The organism is Agrobacterium sp. CNPSo 3708 (genome assembly GCF_028674915.1).
Lineage (GTDB): Bacteria > Pseudomonadota > Alphaproteobacteria > Rhizobiales > Rhizobiaceae > Agrobacterium > Agrobacterium cavarae.
The window spans coordinates 119,041-138,734 of record NZ_JAQZSF010000010.1 but is presented as its reverse complement, the minus strand read 5'-3'; the positions used below and the strand labels follow the sequence as shown (position 1 = coordinate 138,734).

At 59.1% G+C, this 19,694-nt stretch carries 16 protein-coding genes; 14 read left to right on the top strand and 2 right to left on the bottom strand.

The features are described 5' to 3' along the window. Positions 1–101: 101 nt before the first annotated feature. Both PVA19_RS20520 and PVA19_RS20515 read right to left on the bottom strand, forming a co-directional pair. Complete coding sequence (locus tag PVA19_RS20520; RefSeq protein WP_274104007.1) at positions 102–1,538, bottom strand: NAD-dependent succinate-semialdehyde dehydrogenase; 1,437 nt, start codon at positions 1,536–1,538, stop codon at positions 102–104. Positions 1,539–1,772: 234 nt separating this feature from the next. Then, positions 1,773–2,960 (bottom strand): acyl-CoA dehydrogenase, encoded by a 1,188-nt coding sequence (locus tag PVA19_RS20515; RefSeq protein ID WP_274104006.1) that lies wholly within the window; start codon positions 2,958–2,960, stop codon positions 1,773–1,775. Positions 2,961–3,057: 97 nt separating this feature from the next. Here PVA19_RS20515 and PVA19_RS20510 point away from each other — a divergent pair, with 97 nt between their 5' ends. The 14 genes from PVA19_RS20510 (at position 3,058) to PVA19_RS20445 (ending at position 19,669) form a co-directional block, all read left to right on the top strand. Next, positions 3,058–3,972: a LysR family transcriptional regulator gene (locus tag PVA19_RS20510; RefSeq protein WP_112359373.1), complete on the top strand. Its 915-nt coding sequence runs from the start codon at positions 3,058–3,060 to the stop codon at positions 3,970–3,972. Between the two features lie 232 nt (positions 3,973–4,204). Continuing rightward, positions 4,205–5,260 (top strand): dipeptidase, encoded by a 1,056-nt coding sequence (locus PVA19_RS20505; RefSeq protein ID WP_274104005.1) that lies wholly within the window; start codon positions 4,205–4,207, stop codon positions 5,258–5,260. Positions 5,261–5,295: 35 nt separating this feature from the next. Beyond that, a complete protein-coding gene (locus PVA19_RS20500) occupies positions 5,296–6,936 on the top strand; it encodes an ABC transporter substrate-binding protein (RefSeq protein WP_274104004.1) in 1,641 nt (546 codons plus the stop codon). A gap of 18 nt (positions 6,937–6,954) precedes the next feature. Continuing rightward, entirely contained in the window at positions 6,955–8,022 is a 1,068-nt protein-coding gene (locus PVA19_RS20495) for an ABC transporter permease (protein ID WP_274104003.1), read from the top strand. Further along, on the top strand, positions 8,019–8,951 hold the full coding sequence (locus tag PVA19_RS20490) for an ABC transporter permease (RefSeq protein WP_113179171.1): 933 nt from the start codon (positions 8,019–8,021) through the stop codon (positions 8,949–8,951). Before PVA19_RS20495 ends, PVA19_RS20490 begins: the two co-directional genes overlap by 4 nt. Further along, on the top strand, positions 8,948–9,796 hold the full coding sequence (locus PVA19_RS20485; protein ID WP_274104002.1) for an ABC transporter ATP-binding protein: 849 nt from the start codon (positions 8,948–8,950) through the stop codon (positions 9,794–9,796). Before PVA19_RS20490 ends, PVA19_RS20485 begins: the two co-directional genes overlap by 4 nt. After that, a complete protein-coding gene (locus tag PVA19_RS20480) occupies positions 9,793–10,542 on the top strand; it encodes an ABC transporter ATP-binding protein (RefSeq protein ID WP_274104001.1) in 750 nt (249 codons plus the stop codon). Before PVA19_RS20485 ends, PVA19_RS20480 begins: the two co-directional genes overlap by 4 nt. 93 nt (positions 10,543–10,635) lie before the next feature. Then, positions 10,636–11,541 (top strand): LysR family transcriptional regulator, encoded by a 906-nt coding sequence (locus tag PVA19_RS20475; RefSeq protein ID WP_274104000.1) that lies wholly within the window; start codon positions 10,636–10,638, stop codon positions 11,539–11,541. Between the two features lie 235 nt (positions 11,542–11,776). Beyond that, positions 11,777–13,312, top strand: coding sequence for an ABC transporter substrate-binding protein (locus tag PVA19_RS20470; protein ID WP_274103999.1), 1,536 nt, complete (start codon positions 11,777–11,779; stop codon positions 13,310–13,312). Between the two features lie 99 nt (positions 13,313–13,411). Then, on the top strand, positions 13,412–14,362 hold the full coding sequence (locus tag PVA19_RS20465; RefSeq protein ID WP_274103998.1) for an ABC transporter permease: 951 nt from the start codon (positions 13,412–13,414) through the stop codon (positions 14,360–14,362). Beyond that, positions 14,359–15,180 (top strand): ABC transporter permease, encoded by an 822-nt coding sequence (locus PVA19_RS20460; protein ID WP_274103997.1) that lies wholly within the window; start codon positions 14,359–14,361, stop codon positions 15,178–15,180. The genes PVA19_RS20465 and PVA19_RS20460 overlap by 4 nt, the downstream gene beginning before the upstream one ends. A gap of 54 nt (positions 15,181–15,234) precedes the next feature. After that, positions 15,235–16,632, top strand: coding sequence for an amidase (locus PVA19_RS20455; RefSeq protein ID WP_274103996.1), 1,398 nt, complete (start codon positions 15,235–15,237; stop codon positions 16,630–16,632). Between the two features lie 128 nt (positions 16,633–16,760). Continuing rightward, positions 16,761–18,611 (top strand): ABC transporter ATP-binding protein, encoded by a 1,851-nt coding sequence (locus tag PVA19_RS20450; protein ID WP_113260402.1) that lies wholly within the window; start codon positions 16,761–16,763, stop codon positions 18,609–18,611. A 104-nt stretch (positions 18,612–18,715) separates the two neighbouring features. Next, positions 18,716–19,669, top strand: coding sequence for a sugar-binding transcriptional regulator (locus tag PVA19_RS20445; RefSeq protein WP_274103995.1), 954 nt, complete (start codon positions 18,716–18,718; stop codon positions 19,667–19,669). Positions 19,670–19,694: the final 25 nt, after the last annotated feature.

The window sequence follows — 19,694 nt, the reverse complement described above, 5'->3', positions numbered from 1 at the left end:
TCCCCACTGTAGGCGCTTCAGCATCATTGTTGGTTCCACCCTCAAGTCTCGGTAGGTGGTTGGAGTTTAATTCGGGCCTGCCAGCTTTCGATCAGTAAGTATCAGTTCATCTGGCTGACGAAGCGGGTCTCGAGATAGGCCTCGACCGCTTCTGAACCGCCCTCCGTGCCGTAACCGGAATCCTTCACGCCGCCGAAGGGCACTTCCGGAATGGCAAGGCCATTGTGGTTGATCGTCAGCATACCGGCTTCGACGCGCTGGCCGAGAGCGTGCGCCGTCTTCACCGAACCGGTAAAGGCGTAGGAGGCCAAGCCGAAGGGTAGGCGGTTTGCTTCCTCGATCGCATCTTCCATCGTGGAGAAGCGGTTGACGATCGCCACTGGACCGAAGGGCTCTTCGTTCATGATCTTGGCGCTTGTCGGCACGTCGGTTAGAACCGTCGGCTCGAAGAAGTTACCCTTGTTGCCGATGCGCTTGCCGCCGGTCTTCAGCGTGGCACCATGCGAAACCGCGTCCTGAATCAGCGCTTCCATCGCAGGGATGCGGCGTTCATTGGCCAGAGGTCCCATGCCGGTGTCGGCATCCAGACCGTTTCCGATCTTCAGGCCTTCGGCATATTTGACGATGCCGTCGATGAACTTGTCGGCAATGCCATCCTGGATGAGAAAGCGGGTGGGTGCGACGCAGACCTGTCCGGCGTTACGGAACTTGGCTGCAGCTGAGACTTCGACTGCCTTGTCGAGATCGGCATCCTCAAAGACCAGCACGGGTGCGTGGCCGCCGAGTTCCATCGTGGCGCGCTTCATGTGCTTGCCGGCGAGTGCTGCTAGATGCTTGCCGACCGGGGTCGAGCCGGTAAACGAAATCTTGCGGATGACCGGGTGCGGAATGAGATATTCCGAAATCTCGGCGGGAACCCCATAGACGAGATTGACGACACCAGCCGGAACGCCCGCATCGGCAAACGCGCGAATGAGTTCTGCCGGCGACGCCGGTGTTTCTTCCGGTGCCTTCACGATGATCGAACAACCGGTTGCGACCGCTGCGGAAAGCTTGCGGACCACTTGGTTGATCGGGAAGTTCCAGGGCGTGAAAGCCGCGACCGGGCCAACGGGGAATTTGATCGCCAGGTTGGAGACGCCGCCGAAACGAGCGGGAATGACCTGACCATAGGTGCGACGTGCCTCTTCGGCGAACCAGTCGATGGTGTCGGCAGCGTTATTGATTTCGCCCTTGGACTGGGCGATCGGCTTGCCCTGTTCGCGGGTCATCAGCCAGGCGATGTAGTCGATCCGCTCACGCAGAAGATCGGCGGCCTTGCGCATGATCTTCGAACGTTCGAAGGCGGAGGTATCGCGCCAGACCCTGAAACCCTTGTCTGCGGCGGAAAGTGCCAAATCCAGATCTTCCTTTTCCGCATGCGCGATGGAGCCGATGATCTCATCGGTCGCAGGGTCGGAAACGGCGATCGTTTTGCCGGAGAGCGCGTCGCGCCACTCGCCATTGATGAAGAGTTTAACGTCGGGATAGCTGTGCATGTGAAGACCTTCGCGATTTTACCGACCGGCAGGGCGCCGGTGCATTTCGTTCAATCAGCAAATCGATTGCCGCCTGAAGCGGAACGGGATGTCTTCGGTAAACCGAAGACGGTGGTGAGCCTCTTATATTATTTCGCCCGGTCGCGGTTTCAACCGGTAAGTTCTAAAAGTATGATTTATTTCGCAGTGCAAAAGACCCGGTTCGGAGGCCGGGTCTTGGCGTGAGTGTGTGGCTTAAAAGAATGCCTGAAGGCCTGTCTGGGCCCGGCCGAGGATCAGCGCATGCACGTCATGCGTCCCCTCGTAAGTGTTGACTGTTTCCAGGTTCTGCGCGTGGCGCATGACGTGATATTCGATCTGAATACCGTTGCCGCCATGCATGTCTCGGGCCTGCCGCGCGATGTCGAGCGCCTTGCCGCAATTGTTGCGCTTGATGATGGAGATCATCTCCGGCGCCATGCGATGCTCGTCGAAGAGACGACCAACGCGCAGCGATGCCTGAAGGCCGAGCGCGATTTCGGTCTGCATGTCGGCAAGCTTCTTTTGATAGAGCTGCATGCCAGCGAGCGGCTTGCCAAACTGCTTGCGGTCAAGCCCATATTGCAGCGCCCGGAACCAGCAGTCTTCCGCCGCACCCATGACACCCCAGGAAATACCGTAACGTGCTCGGTTGAGGCAGCCGAACGGACCTTTGAGCCCGGAGACGTTGGGCAGCAGCGCGTCTTCGCCCACTTCCACGCCATCCATGACGATTTCGCCGGTGATGGAGGCGCGCAGCGAAAGCTTGCCACCGATCTTCGGGGCGGAAAGGCCCTTCATGCCCTTCTCCAGCGCAAAGCCGCGGATCTCGTTGTTATGCGCTTCGGATTTTGCCCAGACGACGAAGACATCGGCGATCGGTGCGTTGGAAATCCACATCTTCGAACCGCGCAGACGATAGCCGCCTTCGATCTTCTCAGCGCGCGTCTTCATGCCGCCGGGATCAGAGCCGGCATCCGGCTCGGTCAGGCCGAAGCAGCCGATGAGCTCGCCTGAAACCAGACCCGGCAGATACTTGTCCTTCTGCTCCTCAGAGCCATAGGCAAAGATCGGGTAGATGACGAGCGAGGACTGGACGCTCATCATCGAGCGATAACCGCTGTCGATACGCTCAACTTCACGCGCGACAAGACCGTAAGCGACGTAGCTGGCGTCGGCTGCGCCGTATTTTTCTGGCAACGTCACGCCGAGCAGACCGGCCTGACCCATCAGGCGGAAGAGTTCCGGTTCCGATGTTTCGGAGAGATAAGCGTCCTGAATGCGCGGGAGAAGTTCGGCTTTGGCGAAGGCGGCGGCGGAGTCGCGGATCATCCGCTCGTCGTCGTTGAGTTGATCCTCAAGCAGAAACGGGTCCTGCCAGTTGAATGATGCACGTTCGCTCACGATGAAGTCTCCACTTTTGTTGCCGCGATTATTGGCAATCGATCGTCGCCGGGCAAGCCATGTTTACTCATCCGGCTATTACCGATAGGAATGCGCCATGACGTCACTCAGCCGCAAACTCCTGCCCTCCACCAGCGCGCTCGCCGCCTTTGATTCCGTGGCGCGGCTCGGCAGTTTTTCGCTGGCTGCGGACGAGCTCTCCCTGACCCAAGGGGCGATCAGCAGGCAGGTCATGTCGCTGGAAGAGCAACTTGGGGTCAGACTTTTCGAGCGCGGCGCGCGGGGCGTTTCGCTGACGCGGGAGGGTGAAACCTATGCGAAAGCGATCGGTATTGCGCTTGGCGATATTCGCTCCGCCTCGCTTCAGGTCATGACCAAAACGCATGCCAATACGCTCAATCTCGCCATGCTGCCCACCTTCGGCACACGGTGGCTGTTGCCGCGCATTCCAAAATTCGTCGCTGCCCATCCGGAGATCACGCTGAATTTTGCCACGCGGATCGGTCAGTTCGATTTCGAAAAGGAAGGGCTGGATATGGCAATCCATATTGGCCAGCCGGACTGGCCTGCGGCAGAGAGCGTCTTTCTGATGGACGAGATGGTCGCACCTGTCTGCAGCCCAGCCTTCCTCGCCAGCCATCCGATCGCCAGGGCTGACGACATTGCCGGTCTTGCGCTGCTGCATATGGCCTCACGGCCCGGTGCGTGGGATCACTGGTTCAAGAGTGTCGGTATCGTCGCGCATCAGGCGCCCGCCATGCGCTTTGAGCAATTTTCCAGTGTTGCCCAAGCCTGCATCGCAGGTCTCGGCGTTGCCCTGATGCCGCTGTTTCTGATCGAAAGCGAGCTCAAGTTAGGGCAACTCGTCCAGGCCTTCGATCACCCGGTCAAAAGTCCCAGCTCCTATTATGCCGTCGCTCCGCTGTCGCGCATCAACCACGGTCCCGTCGTCCTCTTCAGGCGCTGGCTGCTCAGTGAAAGTGAAACGTTTCGCGCGCAGACGGCTGGATAGTTCTCGCTCTGTTTGCAGAGTTTCAAGGCCAAGCCGATGCTTGTGGCGAGAATTTCATCCTGCATCAATTTTAAGCTTGCGAAGACCTGGAATATGGTCCTAGATCGCCTGCGACGAGGACTGGTTGAATTGCGGCACGATGCCGATCACCCTTTGCTCGTGTCATCCCATCCGTCGATAAGCCTCTGGTTTATAACGATAAAAGTCTGCGTCAATCCTGGAATAACTTGAAATGCAATTGGTTTTCGACGGTCATAATGATGTGTTGCTGCGTCTGTGGCACAACGGTAAAAAAGGCGGGGACCCAGTCGCAGAATTCATTGACGGAGCGTCGCAAGGCCATATCGATGTGCCGCGTGCCAAGGCTGGCGGTCTGGCTGGCGGTCTGTGTGCCGTCTATATCCCTTCCGGCGATCTGATTTTGCAAGAGCCGGACGAGAACGGCCATTATGTCACGCCGCTCGCCGCACCTCTTGAGCGGCAGCCCTCTCTCGATATCGCCATGGAAAAGCTGGCGATCGCTTATCGCGTGGAGCGCGCAGGCGGCTGGAAAATCTGCCGCTCGACAGCCGATATCCGCACGGCCATGAACGAGGACATTTTTGCTGCGGTCCTTCATATGGAAGGCTGCGAGGCGATTGATGAAGATCTGGATGCGCTTGAGGTCTTTTACGCCGCGGGTCTTCGCTCGCTCGGACCCGTTTGGAGCCGTCATAACGCCTTCGGCCATGGTGTTCCGTTCGCCTTTCCCATGTCGCCGGATAGCGCGCCTGGCCTGACCGATGCCGGTTTCGAGCTCGTCAGGCGCTGCAACCAGCTCGGCATTCTGATCGATCTGGCTCACATCACCGAAAAGGGTTTTTGGGACGTGGCAAAGACCAGCGATCAGCCGCTGATCGCTAGCCATTCCAACGCCCATGCCCTGACCGGTGTTGCCCGCAATCTGACCGACGTCCAGATGGACGCGATCAAGGAAAGAAACGGGCTCGTCGGTCTGAATTACGCCGTGACCATGCTGCGTCCGGATGCGCGCGACGATGCTAAGACACCGCTACCCGACATGGTCCGCCACATCGACTACATGGTCGAGCGCATGGGCATCGATTGCGTTGCGCTCGGCTCCGACTTCGACGGCGCGACAGTGCCGGCGGACATCGCCGATGCGGCGGGCAATCAGAATCTGGTTGCCGCTCTCAAGGCTGCTGGCTACTCTGATGTAGAGCTTGCTAAAATTTGCCGGGAAAACTGGCTGCGCGTTCTGGCTCAAGCTTGGCATGAGCCGACCTGAACAAGAGTGATATGAAACCTATAAAGGGGAGAACAATGACGAAGTCGCTCAACAAAATGGCCCGCATTCTGGCAACCAGCGCCGCGCTGTCGCTGATTGCGCTGTCCGCGCCCCAGGCTTTTGCCGCCACACCGGCTGATACGCTGGTGGAAGGCTTCGCCATCGATGACATCATCACGCTCGACCCGGGTGAGGCATTCGAGCTGTCGGCCGCGGAAGTCACCGGCAACACCTACTCCAAGCTGGTCTCGATCGACCTCAACGACACCTCCAAGGTCGTGGGCGATCTGGCCGAAAGCTGGACGACGTCGGACGATGGTCTGACCTACACCTTCAAGCTGAAGCCCGGCCTCAAATTTGCATCTGGTAACCCGGTAACGGCAGAAGACGTGGCGTTTTCCTTTGAGCGCGCCGTCAAGCTCGACAAGTCCCCTGCCTTCCTGCTCACGCAGTTCGGCCTGAAGGGCGACAACGTCACGGAGAAGGCCAAGGCCACCGCGCCTGATACTTTCACGCTGACAGTCGATAAGCCCTATGCGCCAAGCTTCGTCCTGAACGTTCTGACTGCAACGGTTGCCTCGGTCGTCGACAAGAAGCTCGTGATGGAAAAGGCCAAGGCGATGACGCCAACAGCCGACTACAAATACGACACCGACTTTGGCAATGAATTCCTGAAGACCGGCTATGCGGGCTCCGGCCCGTACAAGATCCTTGGCTGGAAGGCCAATGAAGCCGTCATCATGGAAGCCAACCCAAATTATTATGGTGAAAAGCCGAAGCTTAAGCGCGTCGTCTATCGCCACATGAAGGAAAGCTCCGGTCAGCGACTGGCGCTTGAAAACGGCGATATTGACGTGGCGCGTAACCTTGAGCCCGGCGATATGGAGGCCGTTTCCAAAAAGGAAGGTCTCTCCATCACTTCCGCACCCAAAGGCACAGTCTATTACTTCAGCCTCAATCAGAAGAATGAGAACCTGAAGAAGCCTGAAGTCGTGGAAGCTTTCAAATATCTCGTCGATTATGACGCGATTGGCGCGACGCTCATCAACGGCATCGGCGAAATCCACCAGACCTTCCTGCCGAAGGGGCAGTTGGGTGCGCTGGATGAGAACCCCTACAAGCTGGATGTTGCCAAGGCGAAGGAATTGCTGGCCAAGGCTGGTCTGAAGGACGGCTTTACAGTCACTATGGACGTGCGCAACACGCAGCCTGTCACCGGCATTGCCGAAAACGTTCAGCAGACCTTGGCACAGGCCGGCATCAAGCTGGAAATCATTCCGGGCGATGGCAAGCAGACGCTGACCAAGTATCGTGCGCGCACGCATGACATCTATATCGGACAGTGGGGTTCGGACTATTTCGACCCGAACTCGAATGCGGAAACGTTTACCATCAACTACGACAACTCCGACGAAGGCAAGAACAAGACGCTTGCTTGGCGCAATGCCTGGGACGTTCCGGAGCTGACGAAGGAAACGCAGTCGGCGCTTTTGGAAAAAGACAGCGCCAAGCGCGCCAAGATCTATGAGGATCTGCAGAAGAAGGTTCTGGAAACCGGACCCTTCGTCATCGTATTCCAGCAGACAGAGGTGGCGGGTTACTCCAACAAGCTCAAGGGCCTGAAGCTCGGCCCAAGCTTCGATACCAACTACGTCTACACGATCTCCAAGGAATGATCCGGCAGGATTGGTCCATTGAGTATCGTTGAAACCCCCGCAAGCCTGAGGCACGGCAAACGCCGTGCCAACAGGCGCCTCATCGCCGTTCTTGGCTTCGTCGTTACCGTCTTTACCACCTTTTTGGGGCTGCTGGCGGTAACTTTCTTTATCGGCCGCGTCATCCCGATCGACCCGGCGCTGGCAATCGTCGGCGATCGCGCGCCTGCGCATGTGGTGGAGCGCGTTCGAGAAGAGCTCGGTCTTAACCTGCCGCTCTGGCAGCAGTTCTTCATCTACCTGAAGCAGGCTCTGACGGGCAATTTTGGCACGTCGGTGCTGACAACCAATCCGGTGATGGACGACATCAAGCGCGTCTTCCCGGCAACCATTGAGCTTGCCACGCTCGGTACGTTGATCGGTGCTATCTTCGGCGTTCCGCTTGGCGTGCTGGCGGCGGTCAAGCGCGGCAGCATCATTGACCAGATCGTGCGTGTCATTGGGCTTATCGGCTATTCCGTGCCAATCTTCTGGCTCGGCCTTCTGGCGCTTCTCTTGTTTTACGCCAAGTTGAACTGGGTCGCCTATCCGGGTCGTATCGATATTGTCTACGAGTTCACCTTCACGCCTACGACCGGATTTTATCTGTTCGACGCGCTGTGGCAGGGCCAATGGGACGTGTTCTGGGATCTGTTCCGCCACATCATACTGCCCGCTGGACTGCTCGGATATTTCTCGCTCGCCTATATCAGCCGCATGACTCGCTCTTTCATGCTCAATGAACTGGCTCAGGAATATATCGTCGCTGCTCGCGCCAAGGGACTATCAGAAACACGCATCATCTGGTTCCATGCGCTGCGCAATGCCGCGGTACCCCTGCTGACGGTCATCGTGTTGTCCTACGCCGGTCTACTCGAAGGCTCGGTTCTGACAGAAACGATCTTTTCGTGGCCGGGGCTCGGCCTTTACATCACCAATTCCCTGCAGAATGCGGATATGAATGCCGTGCTCGGCGGCACGATCGTGATCGGCGCCGTCTTCATCGGCATCAATCTCCTGTCCGATCTGCTCTACCGGACGCTCGATCCAAGGACGCGCAGCCGATGACGGATACAATGACCATCGTGAAACCCTATAGCCGCGAATGGCTTCTCTCCGACCGCCCGACCTCGCGAAAGCAGGCGCGGCTCGGACGGGCCTACGTCATCTGGCGGCGCTTTTCGGAAAACCGTCTGGCGCTCGCTGGCCTCGGCATCATTCTGGCGCTGATCCTGGTGGCGATCTTCGCAGATGTGCTCGCACCGCATTCCGCAGTCCAGGGGGATTTGCGCAACGCCCGCCTTCTTCCTCCAGGAGCCGATGGATATTGGCTTGGCACAGACGATCAAGGGCGCGATATCCTGTCCCGTTTAATCCACGGCTCGCGTCTAACGCTCTTCGTCGTCGTGCTGGTGGCAATTATCGCCGCACCGATCGGGCTGATCGTCGGCACCGTCGCAGGCTATGCCGGTGGATGGATCGACGCGGTGCTGATGCGCATCACCGATATCTTCCTGGCTTTCCCGAAGCTCGTTCTTGCGCTTGCGCTTGTCGCGGCTCTCGGTCCCGGCATCGAGAACGCTGTGCTGGCGATCGCCATTACCTCATGGCCGCCTTACGCCCGTATTGCGCGTGCCGAGACCATGACGTTTCGCAATTCCGATTTCATCGCTGCGGTGAAGCTGATGGGGGCATCTCCCTGGCGCATCGTGCTGAAACATGTCATCCCGCTGTGTTTCTCTTCGCTCATCGTGCGCGTGACGCTGGATATGGCAGGCATAATCTTGACTGCCGCCGGTCTCGGCTTCCTCGGCCTCGGCGCTCAGCCCCCGCTTCCCGAATGGGGTGCGATGATTGCATCCGGCCGTCGGTTCATTCTCGACCAGTGGTGGGTTGCCGCGATGCCGGGCGCCGCCATCCTCATCGTCAGCCTTGGCTTTAACCTGTTGGGCGACGGGCTTCGCGATGCGCTCGATCCGAAGGAGGCTGGCCAGTGACCACATCTGCGACGACACCTCTTTTGACGGTCGACAATCTGCGGGTCAGCTTTCCGACCAGAACAGGCCTGGTTGAAGCCGTGCGGGGCGTTTCCTTTTCGCTCGGCAGGGAACGTCTCGGCATCGTCGGCGAATCCGGTTCAGGCAAATCACAGACCGGTCGCGCCATCATGGGGCTGACCCCTGGTCACGCAAAAATTGAGGCCGATGCACTTCGCTTCGGCGATATCGATCTTTTGGGAGCACCTGCCAAGCAGCGCCGCGCCATTCGCGGCAAGCAGATCGCGATGATCCTGCAGGACCCGAAATATTCGCTGAACCCGGTCATGACCATCGGTCGCCAGATCGTCGAGACGCTGAAGACGCACGACAGAATCGGCTTTGCCGAGGCGAAGAAGCGTGCGCTCGATATGCTCGAGGCGGTGCAGATCCGTGATCCCGAACGCGTCTTTGGCCTCTATCCGCACGAAGTGTCCGGCGGCATGGGGCAGCGGGTCATGATTGCCATGATGCTCGTCTGCGGGCCTGAGCTTCTGATCGCGGACGAGCCGACATCGGCGCTCGACGTGACGGTGCAACTGGAAGTGCTCGATATTCTCGACAAGCTGGTGCGTGAGCGTGGCATGGGCCTGATTTTCGTCTCACACGATCTCAGGCTCGTCTCATCCTTCTGCGACCGTGTGCTCGTTATGTATGCGGGCCGCGTGGTGGAAGAGCTGCCATCTGCCAATCTGCAGAATGCGCAACACCCCTATACGCAGGGGCTCCTGAACTGTCTGCCGAAGATCGGCGAGCACCGGCATCCGCTGCCGGTCCTTCAACGTCAAGCGGAGTGGCGCCTATGACGGTCGCGCTGTCTGCCAAGGATATCGTCGTGGACTTCGACGGTTATCTAGCGCTCGATCGGGTCAGCATCGAGGTCGCCAAAGGTGAATCCTTTGGGCTCGTTGGCGAATCCGGTTCCGGTAAGTCCACACTCCTGCGCGCCATTGCCGGTCTCAACCATTTTGAGGAAGGTACCCTCACTGTGGACGGACGGACCTATAACAAGAAGTCGCGCGACAAGAGCTTCTACCGCGATGTCCAGATGGTATTCCAGGACCCCTATGGTTCGCTCCATCCGCGCCAGACGGTGGATGCCATTCTGCTGGAGCCGCTCGCCATTCATGGCATGGACGATAAAGAAGTGCGCATCACTCGCGCTCTGGACGAGGTGGGGCTGGGCACCGGCTTCCGGTTCCGCTATTCGCACCAGCTTTCGGGTGGCCAGCGCCAGCGCATCGCGATTGCTCGCGCTCTGATCCTGGAGCCGAAAATTCTGCTTCTCGATGAACCGACGTCTGCGCTCGATGCGTCGATCCAGGCGGAAATTCTCAATCTTCTTGAACAGGCGCGCAAGGACAGAAACCTCACCTTCGTCATGGTCAGCCATGATCTCGGCGTCATCAGCCACATGTGCGACAGGCTGGCGGTGATGAAAAGCGGCAAGATCGTCGAGTCGATGGAGGTGCATCAGCTGGAGACCAGAGAGTTTTCCGCCGATTATACCGGTCAGCTGATGGTGGCGAGCGAAGGTTTCCGGCGCGATTGAGACCGGCTCACGCCTGGTGTATGACCGCAGCAGTGGAGGACGCTGGTTACGTCTGTCCAACAGCCTTGATCGAACACTGGGGATGATCGCTCCATGCAATTGCGCGCATTGATGTATTTCGATGAACTGGTCCGTACCAATTCCATGCGCGCGGCAGCCGAGAACCTGAATGTTGCACCCACCGCGGTCAGTCGTCAGATCGAAAATCTCGAATATTATTTCGGCACACCGCTGGTCGAGCGCTCCAGCCGTGGGGTGAAGCTGACAGCGGCAGGCGAACTCCTTGCCGCACGCGCCGGAAAGACGCTGCGGGAACTGGACCATGTCAACCAGCTGATCGATGACCTGAAAGGGCTGCAACGCGGCCGCGTCACGATCTATGCCAATGGTGCGACCGTCGCCAATCTGCTGGCCCCCGTCCTTGCACAGTTCAGCCTGAAATATCCAAAGCTGCGTTTTGAGGTCAATATCACCAGCGCGCGCCAAGCCATAGAGGCGTTGGGAACGGCGGAAGCCGACCTCGTCGTCAGCCTGTTTGCGCCGAAGCTTTCCGGCGTTAAGGTGCGCTCACGCACGCGCATCAGCTATGATGCGATCTTCCCGGCGGGGCATGCGCTTGCCGGCCAGCCCGAAGTGACGTTGAAGGAACTTGCCGGGCTTCCGCTTGCTTTGCCGGACAAAACCTTTGCCGCACGACAGGCGTTTGACGCCCTCTTTGCAGAGGCAGGGATCGAACTCGATCCGGTCTTTATCACCAGCTCGCTGGAAATGCTGAAAGAACTGGTGCAGGGTCACGCTGCGGCGACGCTTTTGCCCGCTCTTTCGGTGGCGCGCGAGTTGCGCAGCGGCCAGATGGTTGCCGTCCCTCTGGCTGCCAAGAAGGGCATCCACACACAGATCGACCTCTGCGTCGCGCCGGACCGGCAACTCTCCTTTGCAGCCTCCAAACTCGCCGACTTTATCGAACGTTTCATGCGTGAGGCAACAACGTCTCCGTAAGGAGCATTGCGATCTTTCAGGCTCGTTCTCGATGCTTTACGTTTTCCTCTATCGAACTTCGTCCATTCGATCACCGTCTATCGGTTGATTTCCCTCCCTAAGACCGTGTAGCGTTTTCCGCTACGCGGAGCACACAAAAATGCAGATTGTGTGTGCGCCGTCTCCGTGCCACTCTTTTTGCAACAGATGGTCTTTCAAAGGGCAAAAAGCCCGGGCCGTCCGACAGGGGATAATGATGCCACGCACTTATTTTTCGCAGGCGGCGAAGCTCTCTCGCCGTACCGCCCTGACCCTTGCCTTGGGGACGGCGCTATGGCTACCGTTCTCGGCTGTTGAGGCTGAGGCCGCACCCAAGACGGCGCTGACACTTGGTATGGCGATCGAGCCGACGGGCCTGGACCCGACGATTGCAGCCCCCGTCGCCATCGGTCAGGTCACTTGGCAGAACATTTTCGAAGGCCTTGTCACCATTGACAGCAAGGGGCAAGTCAAGCCGCAACTCGCCGAGAGCTGGCAGATTTCTCCGGACGGCAAGACCTATACGTTCAAGCTGCGCAGGGGCGTGGCCTTCCATGACGGTGAGGCCTTTGATTCTTCCGTTGCTAAGTTTTCGCTGGATCGTGCCCGTGGCGAGAGCTCGGTCAATCCGCAGAAACGCTTCTTTGCTTCCATCGATACCATCGAGACGCCGGATCCTGAAACGCTGGTGTTGAAACTGAAGCAGCCTGCTGGCAGCCTCATTTATTGGTTGGGCTGGCCAGCCTCGGTCATGGTCGCGCCGAAGACTGCGGAAAACAACCGCACGACGCCGATTGGTACCGGCCCATTCAAATTCGTGAGCTGGGCAAAGGGTGACAAGGTCGAGCTTGAAAAGAACCCGTCCTATTGGGACAAGAACGTCGGGGTAAAGCTGGAGAAAGCCACCTTCCGCTTCGTGTCCGATGCGCAGGCCCAGGCGGCGGCTCTGAAAGCCGGCGATATCGACGCATTCCCGGAATTTGGCGCGCCGGAGCTGATGTCCTCCTTTGATGGCGACGCACGCCTCGGTACCTTCGTTGGCAATACCGAACTCAAGGTCGTGGCGGGCATGAACAATGCTCGCAAGCCCTTCGACGACAAGCGTGTGCGCCAGGCGCTGATGATGGCGGTTGACCGTCCGACCGTTATCGAAGGTGCGTGGTCCGGTCTCGGCACCGCCATCGGTAGTCACTACACCCCTAATGACCGCGGTTACATCGATACAACGGGCGTCTACCCATATGATGTCGAGAAGGCGAAGGCCTTGCTCGCCGAAGCCGGGTATCCGGATGGCTTCAGCTTCACCATCAAGGCCCCTCAGATGGCCTATGCGCAGCGCACATCGCAGGTTCTCCAGGCCATGCTCGCCGAAATCGGCGTGACGATGACGATCGAGACGACCGAGTTTCCGGCCAAGTGGGTCGCGGATGTGTTCAAGGGTAGTAATTACGACATGACCATCGTCGCCCATGCCGAGCCGATGGACATCGATATCTACTCCCGTAACCCCTACTACTTCAATTACAAGAACCCGGCCTTCAACGAGATCATTGCCAATGTCGAGAAGACCGCCGACGCCGGTGAGCAGGAAAAGCTCTACGGAGAGGCGCAGAAGATCCTCGCTGAGGACGTGCCGGCGCTCTTTCTCTTTGTGATGCCCAAGCTTGGTGTCTGGGACAAGAAGGTCAAGGGACTTTGGCAGGATGAACCTATACCGTCGAACGTGCTGACGGACGTTCGCTGGGAAGAGTAAGTCTTCGCAGGGACCGCACGTTCCGTCTCGCTGGGCATGATCCGGTGAGACGGAGCGATTGCAATCAACCGATCTTGGTGCACAAGGAGTAGGTGCCAGATGTTAGCCGTCCTCATCCGGCGTCTCGTAAGCCTCGTCGTCACCTTGTTTGCGGTGTCGCTCATCATCTATTTTGTCATGGGCCTGCTGCCGGGAGATCCGGCGGCCATCATGCTCGGCACCTCTGCCAGTCCCGATACGCTCGCCGCACTTCAGAAACAAATGGGCCTCGATCAGCCGCTGCCGTTTCGTTATGTCCACTGGCTGATGGGCGTTCTGCACGGCGATCTCGGGCAGTCCTATACTTACGGTGTGCCGGTGGCAGGTCTGATTGTCGAGCGGCTGGCCGTTACCCTCCCGCTTGCGCTTCTCGCTGTCTGCCTGTCCATTGCCATCGCCATCCCGCTCGGTGTGGCAGCGGCACGAAACCGCAATGGCGCGCTGGATTTCGCCGCCGGGCTGTTTTCCCATGTGGGCATTGCCGTGCCTGGCTTCTGGGTCGGGTTGCTGCTCATCATTCTCTTCTCCACAACGCTCGGCTGGATGCCGGCTGGCGGTTTTCCGGGCTGGACGCCCAGCCTTTCCGCCGGTCTTCTGGCGCTCCTTCTGCCAGCCATTGCGCTCGCCGTCTCGCAGGCCGGTGTTCTGACCCGCGTCTGCCGCTCCGCAGTGCTGGAGGTGATGAATGAGGATTTCGTTCGCACCGCCCGGGCGAAGGGTTTAAGCGAGCGGGTCGCGCTGTGGCGGCATGCGGTGCCAAATGCGATGATCCCGGTCGTCACCATGATCGGTCTGCAATTCACCTTTCTCATTGCCGGCGCGGTGCTGGTGGAGAATGTCTTCAACCTGCCAGGCCTTGGACGGCTTGCCTATCAGGCGCTGACCCAGCGGGATATCGTCGTCATGCAGTCCGTCGTGCTGTTCTTCTCAGCACTGGTCATCATCATGAATTTCCTGGTCGATATCGCCTATCTCTTCATCGATCCAAGATTGCGGACAGGTGCGCGATGATGCGACTGCTTCGCCGCCGCCCGGCATTCGTCATCGGCATTGCCGTCACGAGCTTTCTGATCGCCGTCGCATTGCTGTCCCTGGTCTGGACGCCGCTGTCTCCCACCAAAATGCAGATCGTTCAGAAGTTGAAGTCGCCCTTCGTCTATGGTGGGCTCGGCACCGATCACTTCGGCCGCGATGTGCTCTCCATGCTGATGGCGGGCGCGTGGAACTCACTGTCGACGGCGATTGCTGCCGTTGCCATCGGTGCCTTCATCGGCACCGCCATCGGCGTCACGGTCGCAGCCGTCAGAGGGTTTACCGAAACCGTGGTGATGCGCATCTGCGACATCATTTTCGCCGTGCCGCCCATCCTGTCGGCGATGATGCTCGGTGCCTTTATCGGCACCGGCCGGTTTACCGCCATCATTGCCATCGCCACCTTCATGATACCGGTCTTTGCCCGGCTGACGCTGGGTGCCGCGCTGCAGATATGGGCGAGAGAATATATTACAGCAGCAACCAGCATCGGTCAGAACAGCGCCAAGATCACGCTTCTTCATGTTGTCCCGAATATCTCCAACCAGATCATCGTGCAGGTGACGATCCAGCTTGGCCTTGCGATCCTGACAGAAGCCGGGCTCTCCTTCCTCGGTCTCGGCATGCCGCCACCCGCGGCCACCTGGGGACGGATGCTCGCCGATGCCCAGACCTATCTCGGCGTCGCCCCCTGGCTTGCCATCATGCCGGGCCTTGCCATCGCGCTTGCCGTCTTCGGCCTCAACCTGCTCGGCGATGGCCTTCGCGATCTCCTCGACCCGCGCGACACGAGCTGATCGCCCGAAGACGATATCAGCCTCATCTCCTATTATTTTTGACGAGACGATTCCATGACCGATCTCATAGACCTCAACACGCTCGAAATTCTGGCGCTCTACCGCGACAAGGCACTGTCCCCACTGGAATATTGGCAGGCAGTGGAGGCGCGCATCGAGGCATTCGAGCCGATCGTCAACGCGCTTTACGCCTATGATCCCGAAGATGCACGCAGGCAGGCGGCAGCCTCGACGCAGCGCTGGCTCAGGGGAGAATTGCTCGGGCCCCTCGATGGCCTTCCGGTCTCGCTCAAGGAACTCATCGCCACGAAGGGACAGCCTGTACCGCTCGGCACGAAGGCGGTCGAGCTTGTTCCGGCCCTGGAGGATGCACCGGTGGCGGCCCGTTGCCGTGAAGATGGGGCGATCCTCTATGCCAAGACGACCTGCCCGGATTACGGCATGCTTTCGTCGGGCCTGTCCAGTTTTCACAATCTGAGCCGCAACCCGTGGGACCCAACGCAAAATCCCGGTGGATCTAGTGCAGGAGCAGCGTCGGCAGGGGCTGCGGGCTATGGCACACTCCATGTCGGCACGGATATCGGCGGCTCCGTGCGTCTTCCCGCCGGATGGACAGGGCTCTTTGGTTTTAAGCCGAGCCAAGGCCGTATTCCGGTCGATCCCTTTTACACCGGTCGCTGCGCCGGGCCGATGACGCGCACCGTCACCGATGCTGCTTACGCCATGTCGACATTGAGCCGTCCGGATTGGCGCGATGGCACGTCGCTGCCACCCAACACCATCGATTGGCTGGATCTGGAGATCGACGTAAGGGGCCTGAAGATCGGCCTGATGCTGGATGCGGGCTGCGGCCTGCCTCTGGATGACGAGGTCCGTGATGCCGTCACGTCTGCTGCAAGACTTTTCGAGGCGGCAGGCGCCATCATTGTTCCAGTCGAGCCAGTGCTGACGCGCGACATGCTGGACGGTCTGGACGATTTCTGGCGGGCCAGATTCTGGGGCGATATGGTGGCCTTGAGCGACGAACGCCGGGCAACGATTTTGCCCTATATTCTGGACTGGGCGAGCAAGGGTGCCGAGGTGTCAGGGTCGCGCGCAGTCTCCGGCTTCAACCAGACCATGGAAATGCGCAAGAGCTGCGGGCGGCTGATGCAGAAGGTGGATGCCGTCATCTCGCCGACCAATCCGATCGTCTCCTATCCTGCGGATTGGGCTTCTCCCACCAATGACCCGCAACTGCCCTTCGAACACATTGCCTTCACGGTGCCGTGGAACATGTCGGAACAACCGGCCTCTTCAATCAATTGCGGCTTCTCGAAGTCCGGCATGCCGATTGGCCTGCAGATCGTTGGCCCGCGCTTTGAGGATCTCTTTGTTATGAAGTTGTCCAAGGCCTTCGAGGACTGGAGTGGCGGTGTGAAACAGTGGCCGCAGCCAAAAGCGCGAGGCTGATCACGCGTGCGACGAGGTTGCAAGCGTTAGCGTGCTGGGCGATGCTTCAAGCCGAGCCGTGGCACCCTAAACAAGGAATACCATGATGCCGACATGCGATTGTGCGGTCGAACTTTAAGGAGATCAGCATGCTTTTGGCCGGAACGTCCATGGAAGAAACCGGCGGGTCTGTGACCCCGGTCCTGTCGGTTCAAAATCTCACCACGTCCTTTCGCGTGGATGGCGGATGGAAATCCGTCGTGCGAGATATGAGTTTCGAGATCGCGCCGCGCGAAACGGTGGCAATCGTCGGGGAAAGCGGCTCGGGCAAGAGTGTGACGTCGCTCTCCATCATGCGGCTTCTGGATAAAAAGATGAGCCGCATCGAAGGGGAGGTCATGCTCGGCGGGCGCAATCTTTTGAGCCTGCCGGAAGAGGAGATGCGCAAGGTTCGCGGCAAGGAGATCTCGATGATCTTCCAGGAGCCGATGACCAGCCTCAATCCGATCTTTCCGATCGGCAAGCAGATCGCCGAAGCGCTGACCGTGCATCAGAACATCTCCTCATCGTCCGCAAAAGCAGAGGTCATCCGCCTTCTGGAAAAGGTCCGCATTCCCAATGCGACAAGCCGCTTTAATGATTATCCGCATCAGTTTTCCGGCGGCATGCGCCAGCGCGTGATGATTGCCATGGCACTTGCCTCCCGGCCGAAGCTCCTGATTGCCGACGAGCCGACGACGGCGCTCGATGTCACGATTCAAGGCCAGATTCTCGACCTCATCAAGCAGTTGCAGGAAGAGGAGGGCATGTCGGTGCTGTTCATCACCCATGATATGGGTGTCGTGGCCGAAGTGGCGGATCGCACCATTGTCATGTTTCGCGGCGATGTGGTGGAGACCGGTACCACGGATGATATCTTCCACCGCGGCCAGCACCCCTATACGCGTGCGCTTCTTTCTGCGGTCCCGAAGCTCGGTTCGATGAAGGAGCGCGTGCTTCCCGCCCGTTTCCCGATCATTGATATCAAGACTGGCGAAAGCCAGCCTGCGGTGGAGGTCAAGGACACGGTTTCGGGTGGCAAGACGCCCATCCTTTCGGTCAAGGATCTGACGACCCGCTTTGATATCCACTCTGGTCTTCTCGGTCGTAAATCCGGTGCCGTGCACGCGGTGGAAAAAGTGTCCTTCGATCTTTCCGAAGGAGAAACGCTTTCACTCGTTGGCGAGTCGGGTTGCGGTAAGTCCACCACCGGCCGCTCGATCACGCGGCTGATCGAGCCGACCTCCGGCAATGTGATGCTCGATGGCTATGAGGTGATGCAGCTCGACAAGGTCACGTTGCGCGCCATGCGCCGCAGTGTGCAAATGATTTTCCAGGACCCTTTCGCCAGTCTTGACCCACGCATGAGCGTGGGTGCGGCAATCATGGAACCCTTCATCGAGCACCGCCTCGGCAGCAAGCAGCAGGCGCGTGAAAAGGCTGCTGATCTGCTGGAGAAAGTGGGCCTTAACCCGGATATGATGCGGCGTTTCCCGCATGAATTTTCGGGCGGCCAGCGTCAGCGCGTGGCCATTGCCCGCTCCTTGATGCTCGACCCCAAGGTCATTGTCGCCGACGAGGCGGTCTCGGCGCTCGACGTCTCGATCAAGGCGCAGGTGTGCAACCTGCTGCTCGATCTGCAACAGAGCCTTAATCTGGCTTTCCTGTTCATCTCGCACGATATGGCCGTGGTGGAGCGGGTCAGCCATCGTGTGGCGGTGATGTATCTCGGTGAGATTGTCGAGATTGGTCCGCGCGCCGCCGTTTTTGATAATCCTCAGCATCCTTACACGAAGAAGCTGATGTCTGCCGTTCCGGTGCCGGACCCTTCACGACGGCATATTCGGCGCAACATGGCGACTGACGAGATCAAAAGCCCGATCCGCCCCGTCGGTTACGTGCCGCCGCCGCGCCATTACCGCGAGGTCTCCGCCGGGCATCTCGTACAGGAAGCAAGCTGAGGGCTCGCATCCGCTGCTCAACAGCCGTCTGCCGTGTCTCATGGTTTGACTTTTTACTGCAAAAAATGCCAGCACTTGGGGAGCAGACAAGTTAGGGCAGAGACATGGCCAGGCGATCCGATAGCGGTGGACGGTTAGACGATGCGGCGCGGGCCGGCTGGCTCTATTATGTGGCCGGTCGCACGCAGGACGAGATTGCCGCTGCCATGGGAATTTCGCGCCAGTCGGCGCAGCGTCTCGTCTCGCTGGCGGTGGCCGAGCGTCTGATCAAGGTGCGGCTCGATCACCCGATTGCTGCCTGTCTGGAGAAGGCAGAGGCGCTGCGTGAACGCTTTTCGCTAAAGCATGTCGAGGTCGTTCCGAGCGATCCGGCAGGAACCTCCTCCACCGTTGGAATAGCCGAGGCGGGTGCGGCGGAAATCGAGCGCTGGTTGCGCCAGCCAGAGCCGATCGTGCTGGCCGTCGGAACGGGGCGCACGCTGAAAGCGGCGGTGGATCAACTGCCGCCGATGGACTGTCCGCAGCATCGCATCGTCTCACTCACCGGCAATATCGGCCCCGATGGCTCGGCCGCCTATTACAACGTCATCTTTTCCATGGCGGATGCGATCAAGGCTCGCCACTTTCCCATGCCGCTGCCGGTTCTTTGCTCATCGTCTGAAGAGCGCCTCTTGCTGCATGACCAGCCCATGGTTCGCTCAACGCTGGCTTTGGGCGCTGCCGCAAATGTAACCTTCGTCGGGGTTGGCGAGTTGGGAGAAAACGCGCCGCTCTGTCTCGACGGGTTCCTCGCCGTCGACGAGATGAAAAAACTGATCGCCGAGGGTGCCGCAGGCGAAATCTGCGGCTGGTTCTTCGATGGGGATGGGCAGATCATGAACAATCCCATCAATGATCGCGTCGCCTCCGTTCCCGTGCCGCCGAGGGAGACTTGCACCGTGGTCGGTATCGCTCAGGGGCGAAAGAAATCGCCCGCCATTTTGGCCGCTTTGCGCGGAGGACTTCTCAATGGCGTCATCACCGACGAGCAATCGGCTGAATATCTGCTCACGCACTGAGCAAAAATATCTCATTTAAATCAGT